Genomic DNA, 13737 nt, shown 5'->3' with positions numbered 1-13737 from the left:
TTTTGGACAGCTAAGCAAGTTTTTAAGCGCTTAATGGGCTAATGTCAATCAATACCGATTAAATATAAAGCAAGACTTGCCATTACTCTAATAAATATCGGTTTACACTTTTAACTAACAACAAGAGAACACACATATGATTTACGCAAACCCAGGCTCAGCAGACGCACTCGTCACCTTTAAGCAACAGTATGGTAATTATATTGGCGGCGAGTGGGTTGCCCCAGTAAACGGCCAGTATTTTGATAATATCAGCCCCGTTAATGGCAAGGTATTTTGTAAAGTGCCACGCTCAGATAAAGACGACATAAACCTTGCACTTGATAAAGCCCATGCAGTAAAAACGCAGTGGGGCACCACCTCAGTGACCGATCGTAGCAACATACTATTAAAAATTGCCGACCGTATTGAACAAAACTTAGAGTTACTTGCTGTGGCCGAAACATGGGATAACGGGAAAGCTATTCGTGAAACCCTTGCCGCCGATATTCCACTGGCTGCGGATCACTTTCGTTACTTTGCTGGTTGCCTGCGTGCGCAAGAAGGCAGTATAGGCGAGATAGACGAAACCACAGTGGCGTATCATTTTCATGAGCCACTAGGTGTAGTAGGGCAAATTATTCCGTGGAACTTCCCATTATTAATGGCCGCTTGGAAACTAGCACCTGCGCTTGCAGCAGGTAACTGTGTGGTACTTAAACCTGCCGAGCAAACACCTGCCTCAATCTTAGTGCTAATGGAAATTATTGGTGATTTATTGCCCGGCGGCGTTTTAAATGTAGTAAACGGCTTTGGTAAAGAGGCTGGTGAAGCGCTGGCAACCAGTACGCGCATTGCTAAAATTGCCTTTACTGGCTCAACTCCTGTGGGTTCACATATTTTAAAATGTGCAGCAGATAATATTATTCCTTCTACAGTGGAGCTTGGAGGTAAGTCGCCTAATATTTTCTTTAGTGATGTGATGGAAAAAGACGATGCTTTTTTAGATAAAGCGATTGAAGGGGCTATTCTTGCTTACTTTAACCAAGGTGAAGTATGTACTTGCCCATCACGCTTGTTCATTCAAGAAGATATCTATGAGCAATTTATAGAGCGAATGTTAAAGCGCACCCAACAAATTAAACGTGGCAATCCGCTTGATAGCGAAACCATGGTAGGCGCACAAGCTTCTAAAGCGCAGTTTGATAAAATTTTAAGCTATATTGATATAGGCAAAAAAGAAGGAGCCGAGGTATTAACTGGCGGCCATGTTGAGCAATTAAGTGACGAGCTAAATGGTGGCTATTACATTCAGCCCACACTGCTAAAAGGTACAAACGACATGCGTGTGTTCCAAGAAGAAATTTTTGGCCCTGTTATTTCAATGTCGACCTTTAAAGATGAAGCCGAAGCGCTTGAACTAGCTAATAGTTCAGAGTTTGGTTTAGGCGCAGGGGTATGGAGCCGTAACATGAACCGTGCTTATCACTTTGGCCGCAAAATAGAAGCAGGCCGCGTATGGACCAACTGTTACCATATGTACCCAGCACACGCTGCGTTTGGCGGTTATAAAAAGTCAGGTATAGGCCGCGAAACTCACAAACTGGCGCTGAGCCATTACCAGCAAACTAAAAATTTATTGGTAAGCTACAGCGAAGATCCGCTTGGCTTCTTTTAATAACGCGTTTTAGCTTAAACAAACAACCGATAAGTAATGAAAGCGCTGCATTATTGCAGCGCTTTGTTTTTTTAACCCAACACTATTGCATTAAATTAGTGGCTAATTATACCGATAAATAAATAGCTCAATAGTAAGACGGAAAAACCTTAGTGAATTATGCATAAAGAGAGCAAAGAAGCGCTGCGCTGAAAGAGTATGTTAAAGGTTATAGTTCAGGGCTGTTATGGCTAGGTTCAGGCTGTTTGCACAAGTTCGCTGCTCGTCACTCGAAGCCCGCTCATTTATTTCTCATTTTCTTCTCTGTGTTCAAAAAGTTTTAGTGAATTATGCACAAAGAGAGTAAAGAGACGCTGCGCTGAAAGAGGTAGTAATAAACAATTAGTCACTTTGGTTATGGTTTTGGCTGGTATTTGGCACAACTATCTAATGTTTCTATTTTGGTTAATATTGCTGGTTGGTTAGTCATAGTGCATGGTATTGGTACTTGGGTTGCGGGTTATTTTCCTATGGATGCAGATCCATTTACTAAACACCCAACTTTTAGTTGCAAGGTTCACTCTTGGGCTGGTTTCATTATGTTGCTTTCGCTCGTTTTAGCACCAATATTAATAGCGATAAGTCCAACCACAGAAATTACTCCTTTATACTTTCGTGTTTTTTCAATTGTTTCTGTTATCGCTACTGTTTATTATCTGTTTGCTATGGCTAAAGCGGTTAAGCTTCAAAGTAACCCAGGTACCTATCAACGTATCTCTTATGGTATCCAATTAAGTTGGTTAAGTGTTTTTTCAATAGTGTTAATGTAATTTTAAACTAATTTAAATCGTCTTCAATAATTTAGAGACTTAACTCACTAACGACTATGATTTATTTCAGCTTATTATTTGGTGTCACAATTCAAGGAAGGCTCATGAATATAAACCACACTAAATTCCGTTTTATTTTACTAAAAGGTGTTCTAGGCTGGGGAATTCCTACTGCTATTTTATTTCAATTAATTATGTACTTTACAGGTGAGCAAGATCTTTTTGATGGAATCATTTCATCTTTAATAATATTTCCTTTAGTAGGTATATTATTTGGATACTTTATGTGGCATTCGAAATATAAAAACGAGCGAAATAACTGAGATAACAACCTTAATCACTTGGTTTATTGAAATTTTTTAGCTTTGATAACAAGAAGGTTTGAGTGACAATTTGTGAAACTCAAAGGTTGGTTATCCGGCCATTATCAATTGATGATGTGCCGGTATTAAGTGAAATTTTTAGTGACGATGAGGTGATGAAATACTCAATTCGTGGTGTGTGCTATGAAGCCGCAACGCGTGAATTTATAAAGTGGTGTTTACAATGCTACGATTCATATGGTTTGGGCTCTAATAGATAAAAACAGTAACCTACTTATAGGGTTTAGAGGCGTTTCTCCACAACGTATCGCGGGTAACGAAGAGCCTAATTTAGGGTATCGATTAGCGGTCGGGTTTTGGAATAAAGGCTTAGCGTGCGAAGCGGCTAAAGGGGTTTTAAAGTATGTGTTTACTCAAACTACTCATTAATCAGTCGTTGTTATTATTGAACCTGAGCATATTGCGTCATTAAAAGTAGCAAAGAAAATTGGCTTTATAACTTACCATACCCATGAATTTTATGGTCGTACTGTGCAGCTATATCGATTAACTAAAGTTCAAAATAGTTAACGTTGATTTGTTAAATATCAGTTTTTAAAAAGGAAATTTTTAATGGATATAGATTCTCACATAGTTCAACTTGAAAAAAACAACCGAAAGTTATTTAGTGCATCTCATTATTTGGGACTTACGATAGCGATGGCTGCTATTGTTTTGTTATTAATGTTTTATTTTAGCCCATTGATAGGGCTTGCTTGTTCAGGTTTTGCTGCTTTCTTTTTAAACTTTTTCTATTCACAGCATAGCTTTAGAAAACTCAACGCCCGCATAACACTACTGCAAACCAAAATTGAACAAACGTCTGAGTAAGCTGTTGCTCTAAATTTAAAGCCAGTTAATTTTAAATCATACTCGTTGCTAGCTGCTTTTAATGTTGCTAAGTTACTGCTGTAAAAATAATTTGCTGATACTTATTTGATTTAAGGTATTTTTAGTTCCACCAAATGAGTTTACAGTAATTATATAACCTAATTTAAAATGGATTTTCATGAAAATAAAAACAAAAATAGTTAGCCGTACTTTATTGAGCGCTTTATTAATTACGCCTACCTTGAGCATGGCCGAGTTACTAGTTTCTCCTCAAACTTCAGCGCAATGGCGCAGTGTTACTGATCGGGATATTGAAGCTGCTTATAGCATATCGGCAAAAAACCATCCTGGTATGTTTGATGTTAACAACCCAGCCTTTGCAGAACTATTAAAGCAAGCAAAAGCAGAAGCACTTGCACTGTCAGCTAAAGCGAGTGGGCCGCAGGTTCATGTTGCAGCAATTGCGCGTTTTAGTACTGTGCTACAAGATGGTCATGCAGGTGTGTTTTCAAGCGTTGAACGACCTGCTCGTCGTTGGCCTGGTTTTCGCGCAGTTTGGCGGGGTGATGCATTAAAAGTGTATTACAGTGAAACAGATAATATAAATAAAGGCGACGTGATAAGTGGATGCGATGGGCAAAATACCGAGACGTTAATGCGACAAAGAGTGTTTAAGTTTCATGGACAGGTTACACAACCTGGGCATTGGTGGCAGCAAGGTTGGCGGTTACTCGTTGATGAGGGCAACCCATTTTTAACACCTCTAAAAGAATGTCAATTTGTTAAAGCTAATGGGCAAGCTTACAGTAAAACCCTTGATTGGTCAGTTCAGTCACAGAGCGTAAGTAAGCATTTAACACATGCCTATAATGGGGATGAGCTTGCAACCGACTTAACTTGGCCTGCGCAAAACATAGCGTGGATTGCTATGCCCAGTTTTGCAAATAACGATAAGCAAACTAAGGATTACAATAACCTGTATAAAAAAGTGACTGATCAACGTACTAAGTTACTCAGTGCAAAAACGGTGGTTTTAGATCTTCGTCATAACCAAGGCGGCTCGTCGTATTGGAGCTTAAAGCTTGCAAAAGCGTTGTGGGGTGAGCAAGTTGTTGAACAAAAAATGGATAACTACTCACAAAATAGCCGGGTTTGGTGGAGAGCGTCAAAAGATAATACTAACTATGTAAAATCGTTAATTGACGTGGTAAAAGATCAACCTGAAGTTCATGAATTAATTAAAGAAATAGCAGCAGGTATGGCGCAGTCACTTGAAAACAATAAGCCATTTTACATCGAAGCAAAGCAACGTAAATCAAACCTAAGCGAAAGTACAGTGCCAGTGAGTGACTTTAAAACACAGGTTTTTGTTATTGTACCGCCACAGTGTGCAAGTGCATGCCTTGACGCCATTGATGTATTTAAGCAATTTACAAATACTCAGTTATTTGGTGCGCCAAGCAGTGCTGACTCATTGTATATGGATATTCGACTAGCCGAGTTACCCTCAGGGTTAGGTAAAGTGATTATCCCTAATAAAGTGTATGTGAATAGAGCAAGAGGAAAGGGCGATTACTACAACCCCGATATTGCCTATAACGATATTGATTGGACAACTGACAAGCTATTAGAAAAAATTAAACAGTTATAAAAAAAAGCCGCTCGTTGAGCGTAATGCCGATCAGTTAAGGAAGAAAAAGCTTGACGATCGGTAAAATGAGATCAAAATCCTATGATCACAGGTCATAGGATTTTTTTATGCAACTTGCTCATGAATTAGCTTCCACTCTCGATGCATGCAACACGTTTAACACATTTGAAAAGTATGCCGAAATACTCTCCCCAGAATTAATTGAACACGCTTTTCAACAAGCTGGCGTAGCAACTGTTAGAAAGCGCCGCCTCCCCTTAGAAGCTGTATTATGGTCAATCATTGGCATGAGCTTATTTAGGCAACGTTCGGTTTGGGATATAGCAACTCAAATGGACATTATGTTACCTGATAAAAAACCTTTATTAGCACCCAGTGCAATCGTGCAAGCTAGGCAACGTCTAGGCTCAGAAGCTGTTAAGCAAGTATTCTTAGCAATGGCAAAGCAAAGTTACCAGAGCGATAAATTTGAAACATGGGCGGGGCTCAATTTACTCGCTGTCGATGGTGTTGTTTGGCGGACAACAGACACACCTGAAAATCATGAAACATTTAAAGCCCAAAGCAATGGGCACAGTGAAAATATCTTTCCTAAAATACGTATGGTCTGCCATATGGAAGTCACCAGCCACCAACTCATCAACAGTGCATTTTCTGATTATAGAACGAGTGAAATGCGATTAGCTGAGCAGCTCATTGAGCAAACGCCAGATAACTCGTTAACGATATTTGATAAAGGGTATTATTCCCTTGGGCTACTGAGTCGCTGGCAACAAGCAGGAAAACAAAGGCACTGGATGATACCCGCCCGCAAAGACCTTCAATTTGAAGTGATAAAGAAAATAAGCCCTAATGACTTACAGATACGACTGACGTCTACCCCGCAATCTAGAAAGAAATTCAGTGACTTACCTACTCATGTTGAGGCTCGCTTAGTTACAAAAACAATTAGAGGAAAAACCTATCGCATTTTGACGTCTATGATTGACCCAATGCGCTTTCCAAATGAGGAAATGGTTGAATTATATTGTTATCGCTGGGAAATAGAGCTGGGCTTTAGAGAAATGAAACAAACACTATTGAACAGTAAATATACCTTGAGAAGCAAGCGGCCCGATATGATAGAGCAAGAATTGTGGGGGATATTACTCGCATATAACCTCATAAGACAAGCGATGACAGAAGCTGCGAGTAAGCTTGATAGTGTAATACCAAATCAACTTAGTTTTGCGAGTTGCTCAATGGCAGTCACCCAATATTTTGCAACGATACCACTGACATCAGCGGGGAATATTCCAAAGCACTACGCGCTATTAATAGAGCAGTTAGGTTACTTTAAATTGCCAAGGCGGCGCGAAGATAGGTGCTATAAACGGTGGGTCAAACCCAAGCCATCTAAATACCCATCTAACAAGAGAAAAAATACCAGTCAGCTTAACTGACTGGCATTACTCGTTGAGCGGCTTTAATTGTTTAATCAAGGGGTAATCATAGTGAAAATTAGGTTTTGTTAATTGCCCATAGAATATCTAACGCCAAAGGCATAACGAGGGCCGTATTGAGCAGCGCTCAAGAACTGGCTTTCGAAACGACTGAATGAACGCTCGGTTTCGTTGGTTAAGTTCACACCTTCAAAGAATACCGTTGTGCTTTCGTTTACTTCGTAGTTCACACTAATATCCCACTGCAAGTACTCTTCTGCGTATTGTGGAGGAGCCGTAGCACCTGAGTCAGGCAACCCTTGCGCAATTAAGTATTCATCACGCCATGCACCGGTTATTTTCACCGATAGGCCATCTTTTTCGTAAAAGCCTTGTAGGTTCGCAGAGTCACTTAGGCCATCCAATACCGCTTGAGAAGCCAGGTAGTAGTTATCGTACTCTACATCACCATCAACAACGGTGGCATTAAAGCCTGCCCCAAAGCCTGAATCGCCAAACAAGTGCTGAACAGCAAATTCAAAACCGTTTACTTTACGTGAACCAACGTTTTCAGGTGAATTGATGGACCATTCAATCAGCGGATCAGTCGCTGGGTCTGGTAATATACGGTTGTTTTCACCAATGCCTACGCCATTAGCTACAATTTCATTGTAAATTGCAGTGTCAGTTGCTTGATCGCCACGGCCTTCAATGGCGGCTACTGCATTGTTCCAACGCTCACCTAAATACACATCATGTAAACCTTCAAAGGTAGTTTTTACCTGGGTGTTATCAATCCAATTATCAACGTCTTTCCAAAATAGACCGACAGCAGCGTAGCTACCTTCACTGTAGTAATACTCAAGGCTTAAATCTAGATTAGTTGATTTAAATGGCTCTAGGTTTGGATTACCACGGCTACCACTTCGTGAGTTTAATTTAGGTGATGGTGTTAAAGCCAAGTTTCCTAACATATCGCCAAGAGTTGGTCTGGTGATTGTTTGGCCCCATGATGCGCGGGTTACTAAGTCATCCGTCAGATCGACTTTAATATCAATCATAGGAAGTAGTAAGTCGTATTGTCCTTCATAGTCTACTTCAACTAATTCGCCACCAGCGGCAAATTGAGTTAACCATTCTGAACCGCCTGCCCAGTAAACTTGTTCCGCTACACGACTTTTTGCTGGGCTGACAATATCAGTTTCTTCATAACGAAGACCTAAGTTTACAAATACGTCGTAGTCGCTAACGTTAAATACCCAATTACTAGAGAGGTATAAACTAATCGTTTCTTCTTCAACTTTATTAGTCGGGAAGTTATCAAAGCTACCAATGCGGTAGTAGTCACTACCTACTACATCTTCGGTTAAATAAGCGCTTTGGCGAGCAAACGCTTCATCAAGGTCATAAGTATAGGCATAACCTGGCGCTACGCCATTAGGACCAAATGAAAATTCGTCAAGGAATCCGCTTAAATCAACTCTCTCGAACATCGCATCCGGGAAAATTTCAGCGAAAGTACCGTTGTTAAAGCCAGGTGCATTGGCGTTATTAGAACCGCCCCAACCGCTAAGTGTTTGTTTAGTGTAAGCCGCACCAAATTTAACGGTTTCAAGACCAATATCGGTATAGGTGAATAACTTACCATCTAATTGTACTTGAGAAACTTCAGACTCCCCCGGCGTTCTGGTAAAAATACTGAAGTTAGAACCAATTTGATTTGGGTTAACTTCTTGTGTGCCGTTGTTCCAATTAATGTTAAAACCCGGTACATCGCCTTTGCGGAAAGAGTATTCTTTAGTAGAGAGATCTGCTGAGCCTAAGATAATACGGGCATTAGAGTTTAAGCCTGGATCTTTGCCGTTATCTGTAGTGGTTTTTGAAGTATGGGCATCAAAGTTAAAGCTAAGGTTTTCTGTAGCTAACCATTCAACATTAATACCGGTTGCTTTTGAGTCTACTTCTGAGGTTTCACGAAATGCCGTGAATGAGGCATCATCACCGGCTGAATTGTAATAAATAGCGGTGCCGTTTTCATCTAGCTCATAGGCATTACCATTACCACCAAACGATCCGTTCCAAATACCCCATGATAACGAATTATTACCCGTTGTTGCATTTGAGATTGTGTGATCTAGTGTAAACGTTAAGTTATCTGTTGGTGCAAACTGAAAAGTGGCTTGCGCATTTAAACGTTCACGCTGAATATCATCTTTTGAAAAGCTGACTTCTTGCGGGAAGAAAGCGGCAGATACAAATTCACCATTATCCCCAGCATTTGGATCGAAAAACTGCTTAGCTGGGTTACCATCCGCATCCATTGGACGATTATCAATTATGTTTTCAGCATCAACCGATAGGTTAGGATTGACTAACCAAGAGCGTATATTGGCTGCTTGGCGCTGAAAGTCACGGCGGTGGTATGAAAAGTTAGCTGAAAAACCAAACATTTCGTCAGCAAAAGTATTGCTGTAAATTCCTGCAATTTCAGGTGTTACTTCATCACCTTCTTCTACCGATGTATCGTGAATGCCTTTAGCCATCAATGAAAAGCGCTGACCCGGCTTTTGTAGAGGTTTAGCGGTAACAATATTTACAGTTGCGCCAAGGCCACCTGTTGGTGTATCCGCACGCGCTGTTTTCATAACTTCAAGTGAACTAACGCCTTCAGATGATAAGTTCTCAAAATTAAATGAACGCGTAAAACCGGTGCCTGCCATTTGACGGCCGTTAAGTGTTACAAGGTTAAATGATGGGCCAAAACCACGCACTGTAATTTGGCTACCTTCACCATTTGAACGACTTACCGATACACCCGTAATACGTTGTAGCGATTCAGCTAAGTTAGTATCTGGAAATTTACCCATTTCTTCAGCAGAAATGGCATCGACCACGCCAGATGCGTCACGTTTTACATCCATCGAACGGATTAATGAACCGCGAATACCTTTTACTTCAATGACTTCGATTTCAGGTTCGGCGGTATTTTCTTGCGCTGCATGAGCGATATTAAGCATGCTTGCAGTGATGATAAGTGACACAGAAGCCGCTAATGGGCTTTTTTTAAAATTGAATGTGTTCATAATTGCTCTGCTTTTTAACTAAATTTTACGATAAGTAGGCACTTATATGTACCTACCATTAAGTGACTTTTAATTATGGAACGCCAATGAAAGCGTTATCTACACGATAAACAGCGCCTTCACCTGTATCCCAAGCTGGGAAAATCATCACTACATCTAACGCACTAACATCTAAACCTGCACCTGCTAAATCAGCAAGACTAAAGGTATATGTTTGCCATTCACCAACAGTAGGTTCTATACCTTCAATGCTGTCAGTTAATGGAATTTCGACAGCTGAGCTACCGTCATTAGATTCAACTTTGAAAGTCCAAACTGAATCAGGATTATTTGGCTTTGAAATGACCTTTAATTCAAACGCTATTACACCGCTTTCTAATATTGAAGTAGCATCGAATGCTTCACCGCTTCCGCCGGCAGATGTGCGGCTATTAAAGCCCATTACTGTTGCTGTTGCACCAATAGAAAATTCAGCAGTTAAACCATGATCTTCATCATCCATTACTTCAACCGGTTTTGAACCACCACAGCAATCCCACATTGGCCAATCTAGGTTTTGTTCATCACTGAAAAGATCGACTTTTGGTAAGTCACCTTCAATAGCTACATTAGTAATTAAGTACTCGGCACCGCCACCTGTTTGCCATGCAGGGAATACCATTAATACATCAATAGCACTTAAATCTAAGCCTCTTTCTTGTAGTAAAGAAAGCGGGAATGTATAGGTTTGCCATTGGCCAGTAACGGGTGTTACACCTTCAACACTATCGCTAAGTGGGACGTCACCCGTATTAGGGCCGCCATCACCGGCTTCAGCCTTTAATAACCAAGTAGTTGAAGATGTTGGTGGCGTTACTACTTTCATATCAAAGGTGAGTCGACCATTTAAATTGAGTAGGGGGGATGCATCAAATGGCGAAGAAACGCCAGTAAAATCATCAGGGAAATGACCACCACGGGTAGAAAAACCAAGTACCGTACCGTTATTGTCGTTGATATTAAATTTAATCACGTCGCCTTTGTCAGCGTCGGTAATGGTTTCTGGTATGGTTCCGCCACAACAATCCCAAGCGATCCAGTTAGCATTTAAGCTGCCATTAAATATATCAAGATTCTTTGCAACACCGTCACTTGGTGGAGTAGGCACTGGGGCTTTACCTTCAACAAGTGCATCGTCTAGGCTATCGTAACCTGGGCGAACGGTTTCACAACCTTTACCTGTGGCCGGATCTGAGGCACATTCGTATACACGCACGTAATCAATTTCAAAGCTTTGACCTTCTGCAAAAGCAGCTGCATCGATGCCTAAGTTATTTGCGTTTTCAGGCCAATTACCGCCTACAGCATGATTTAAAATAAGGTAAAAGTCTTTATCAAATGGAGCATTATCCCAATGCGTTGTAAGCTCGCCGCTACCTTGTTCAAAGTATTCAGCAAACCAACCCTTATGTTTTAGGCCTACTGCTTCATCTTTTGAGTTATAACGAACGTCAGAACGACGTTGTGTAGCGTATAAATAGCCATCTACGTACCAACGAATTTCACCTTCTTGCCATTCAATTGCGTAAGTATGAAAATCGTCTGCAGGATTCATCCCTTCAGGAAATGTATACGCTTTACCTGAACTTGAGTTATCTGGCCATTCGCGACCATAGTGAAGTGTGCCATGAATATTAGCTTCAACGGTGCCATCTTCAGCAACTGTTTTTAAATTTACCGCTTCTAAAATATCAATTTCGCCAGAGCGCGGCCAAGTACCATACTCTTCATCAGTTGGCATCATCCAAAAAGCAGGCCAACTACCTTGACCCGAAGGTAGTTTTGCACGCATTTCAAAGCGGCCATAAGTAAAGTCTGCGTTGTAACGGGTGTTTAAACGGGCTGATGTGTATGGTTTTTCTGCGCCTTCTTCTGCAGGTAAGGCGACTATGTTTAGCACACCGTCTTTAATAAAGGCGTTTTCTTTACTGTCGGTGTAACACTGTTTTTCGTTGTTACCACCGCCAGCGCAGTTTAATTCAAAGTTCCATTTGTTTGTATCAATGCTTGTGCCATCAAATTCATCACTCCAAACCATGCGCCAGTCTGAGACTGGTTCAGTAGGGTTTACTTTTTCAATATCTGTTTTGGTGGTGGCGGCATCACCACCACAACCTGCCAAAGACGCTAATGAAATAGCAGCCAAAAGGCGAGTAATGTGTGTTGTTTCAATGTTCATAACTGAACCCCGTTCAACTGATTATTGTCAGAATATAGTGTAGTTGTTGATTTTTAAATTTTGTAAGCGCTTACATTTTTATGTGTGTTGAAATGTAAGCGCTTACAAATAATATGAGGGATTTATCATTGGGTCAAGAATTTGTTTAAATAATTTACAACTGGTTTACTTTTTTTGTGGGTTTTTGTTAATACTAACGATTAAAAGCCCAAGTAATGTTATTAATAAAGGTTTAAAAGGTGTACGTGGGTGCTTTTACTTAGCCGTATTGCTATTTTTTAAATGGCATTATTAACAATTGCCACAAGGATGAATTTTGTTCGGGGTTTGGGTATTGGCTCAAACCAAGTGCAATACGTTTATCAGGCTGGCTTGCCTGTGATTTATAGCTGCCAAAAAGTCTATCCCACCAAGTTACACTAAACCCAAAGTTACTGTTTGTTTCTTCGGGGGTTTGGCTGTGATGTATGCGGTGCAAAGCTTGGGTGATCAGGATTAAACGCAGTGGTTTTTCTATTGCGTTTGGCAAGCGAATATTTGCGTGGTTAAACAATGCTAATCCATTGAGTGCTATTTCAAATATAAGTACTGCGATGGCGGGCACGCCAAGGGCTGTTATGGCTGCAAGCTTTATCAGTATGCTAAAACCTATTTCAATAGGGTGAAAGCGCAGCCCAGTGCTTGTATCTACGTGCGCATCAGCATGGTGCACACGGTGTAAACGCCATAAAATTGGAATTTTATGAAATAACCTGTGTTGCCAATAAATCAGTACATCTAGCAACAGCAGGCTAAGTATAATTGCTACTGAAAGAGGCATAGTGAGTTGATTAAACAAACCGATACTATGTTCTTGGTTATAAAGTGCGGCGGCGGTTAACCCTAAAGGAACCGCTAATCGGGCAATCACTGAAGAGGTAAATACAAGACCAAAATTCGCAACCCAACGTTTATTGGCTTTTATGGGCGATTGCCGTGCAGGCGCTTGCCACTCAAGCAGCATCATTATGACTAAAATACTAACAAAACACCCTAGCCGCCACCATAATTCGTTAGTCATTGGTTGCCTCCGTTTTACTGATATTGGCTTCTTGTTGTTTTAATGTGTGATAACCACCATAAATACGGGTGAAAATTGTTATGGCGCAAGCTGCAGCAAATAAGCTGGCCATTATGGCAAAGTGCTGCGGCCAAATACAAAAGGCAACAAATAGGGCAATGGTCTCTGTGCCTTCGGTTAAGCCATTTAAGTAGTAAAAACTTTTGTATTTAAATTGTGGTTTGTCGAGTTTAAATTTTTCAGCGGCAATCGCAAAGGCCAAAAAGCTGGAACCGGTACCAATAAAAGTAGCCAGTAAAATAGCACCTGCAATGGCATTTTGTGCTGGGTTAGCCAAAATAAAGCCCAGTGGAATAGCGGCGTAAAATAAAAAGTCGAGAGTAATATCTAAAAACCCACCCGCGCTAGAACTTTGATTAGCATAGCGGGCTAATGCGCCATCCAGTCCATCTAAAATTCTATTCAACGCAATGGCGATTAATGCGCCATACCACATTTCAAAAGCAAGTAAAGGCACTGCAAACATACCCACTAAAAAACCAAAAACAGTGAGTTGATTAGCTGTAATGCCGCTTTTATTAATGAGCATAACAACCGGTGTTAGTAGTGGCTTTATAATGGGGGTAACAAATTTATCTAACATAC

General features: G+C 40.7%; 11 protein-coding genes and 1 pseudogene. 8 read left to right on the top strand and 4 right to left on the bottom strand.

Annotation, left to right across the window (positions count from 1 at the left end; genetic code table 11):
• Positions 1-136: 136 nt before the first annotated feature.
• From KG708_RS05100 to KG708_RS05070, 8 genes and pseudogenes are all read left to right on the top strand, one after another.
• Positions 137-1657, top strand: a complete 1521-nt coding sequence (locus tag KG708_RS05100) for an aldehyde dehydrogenase family protein (protein ID WP_213608384.1) — start codon at positions 137-139, stop codon at positions 1655-1657.
• Positions 1658-2058: 401 nt separating this feature from the next.
• Positions 2059-2466, top strand: a pseudogene (locus tag KG708_RS05095) (DUF998 domain-containing protein); the annotation flags it as partial.
• A 104-nt stretch (positions 2467-2570) separates the two neighbouring features.
• Positions 2571-2789 carry a hypothetical protein gene (locus KG708_RS05090; RefSeq protein ID WP_213608383.1) on the top strand — a complete coding sequence of 73 codons (219 nt, stop codon included), beginning with the start codon at positions 2571-2573 and terminating at the stop codon, positions 2787-2789.
• Between the two features lie 62 nt (positions 2790-2851).
• A complete protein-coding gene (locus KG708_RS17485) occupies positions 2852-3049 on the top strand; it encodes a GNAT family N-acetyltransferase (RefSeq protein ID WP_366513563.1) in 198 nt (65 codons plus the stop codon).
• Entirely contained in the window at positions 3027-3218 is a 192-nt protein-coding gene (locus tag KG708_RS17480; RefSeq protein WP_301003257.1) for a GNAT family N-acetyltransferase, read from the top strand. Before KG708_RS17485 ends, KG708_RS17480 begins: the two co-directional genes overlap by 23 nt.
• Before the next feature lie 183 nt (positions 3219-3401).
• Positions 3402-3659 carry a hypothetical protein gene (locus KG708_RS05080; protein ID WP_213608382.1) on the top strand — a complete coding sequence of 86 codons (258 nt, stop codon included), beginning with the start codon at positions 3402-3404 and terminating at the stop codon, positions 3657-3659.
• 178 nt (positions 3660-3837) lie between these two features.
• Positions 3838-5310 (top strand): S41 family peptidase, encoded by a 1473-nt coding sequence (locus KG708_RS05075; protein ID WP_213608381.1) that lies wholly within the window; start codon positions 3838-3840, stop codon positions 5308-5310.
• A gap of 107 nt (positions 5311-5417) precedes the next feature.
• Positions 5418-6752, top strand: a complete 1335-nt coding sequence (locus KG708_RS05070) for an IS4 family transposase (RefSeq protein ID WP_213608012.1) — start codon at positions 5418-5420, stop codon at positions 6750-6752.
• Between the two features lie 68 nt (positions 6753-6820).
• Here the strand turns inward: KG708_RS05070 and KG708_RS05065 are convergent, their stop codons facing one another.
• From KG708_RS05065 to KG708_RS05050, 4 genes are all read right to left on the bottom strand, one after another.
• On the bottom strand, positions 6821-9814 hold the full coding sequence (locus KG708_RS05065; RefSeq protein ID WP_213608380.1) for a TonB-dependent receptor: 2994 nt from the start codon (positions 9812-9814) through the stop codon (positions 6821-6823).
• Positions 9815-9887: 73 nt separating this feature from the next.
• Positions 9888-12032, bottom strand: a complete 2145-nt coding sequence (locus KG708_RS05060) for a glycoside hydrolase family 16 protein (protein ID WP_213608379.1) — start codon at positions 12030-12032, stop codon at positions 9888-9890.
• Positions 12033-12303: 271 nt separating this feature from the next.
• Positions 12304-13092, bottom strand: coding sequence for a sterol desaturase family protein (locus tag KG708_RS05055; RefSeq protein ID WP_213608378.1), 789 nt, complete (start codon positions 13090-13092; stop codon positions 12304-12306).
• Positions 13085-13735, bottom strand: coding sequence for a CDP-alcohol phosphatidyltransferase family protein (locus tag KG708_RS05050; protein WP_213608377.1), 651 nt, complete (start codon positions 13733-13735; stop codon positions 13085-13087). The genes KG708_RS05055 and KG708_RS05050 overlap by 8 nt, the downstream gene beginning before the upstream one ends.
• Positions 13736-13737 lie beyond the last annotated feature (2 nt).

The sequence above is a fragment of the Pseudoalteromonas sp. genome (assembly GCF_018402495.1).
In the GTDB taxonomy this organism is placed as follows: Bacteria; Pseudomonadota; Gammaproteobacteria; order Enterobacterales; family Alteromonadaceae; genus Pseudoalteromonas.
The sequence above is the reverse complement of the archived record's forward strand: the minus strand, read 5'-3'. Positions and strand labels throughout refer to the sequence as shown.

Coding starts and splice junctions, on each gene's coding strand:
- KG708_RS05050 (WP_213608377.1), bottom strand. CDS start 13,735: ATGTTAGATAAATTTGTTACCCCCATTATAAAGCCACTACTAACACCG.
- KG708_RS05080 (WP_213608382.1), top strand. CDS start 3,402: ATGGATATAGATTCTCACATAGTTCAACTTGAAAAAAACAACCGAAAG.
- KG708_RS05075 (WP_213608381.1), top strand. CDS start 3,838: ATGAAAATAAAAACAAAAATAGTTAGCCGTACTTTATTGAGCGCTTTA.
- KG708_RS05060 (WP_213608379.1), bottom strand. CDS start 12,032: ATGAACATTGAAACAACACACATTACTCGCCTTTTGGCTGCTATTTCA.
- KG708_RS05055 (WP_213608378.1), bottom strand. CDS start 13,092: ATGACTAACGAATTATGGTGGCGGCTAGGGTGTTTTGTTAGTATTTTA.
- KG708_RS05070 (WP_213608012.1), top strand. CDS start 5,418: ATGCAACTTGCTCATGAATTAGCTTCCACTCTCGATGCATGCAACACG.
- KG708_RS17480 (WP_301003257.1), top strand. CDS start 3,027: ATGGTTTGGGCTCTAATAGATAAAAACAGTAACCTACTTATAGGGTTT.
- KG708_RS05090 (WP_213608383.1), top strand. CDS start 2,571: ATGAATATAAACCACACTAAATTCCGTTTTATTTTACTAAAAGGTGTT.
- KG708_RS05100 (WP_213608384.1), top strand. CDS start 137: ATGATTTACGCAAACCCAGGCTCAGCAGACGCACTCGTCACCTTTAAG.
- KG708_RS05065 (WP_213608380.1), bottom strand. CDS start 9,814: ATGAACACATTCAATTTTAAAAAAAGCCCATTAGCGGCTTCTGTGTCA.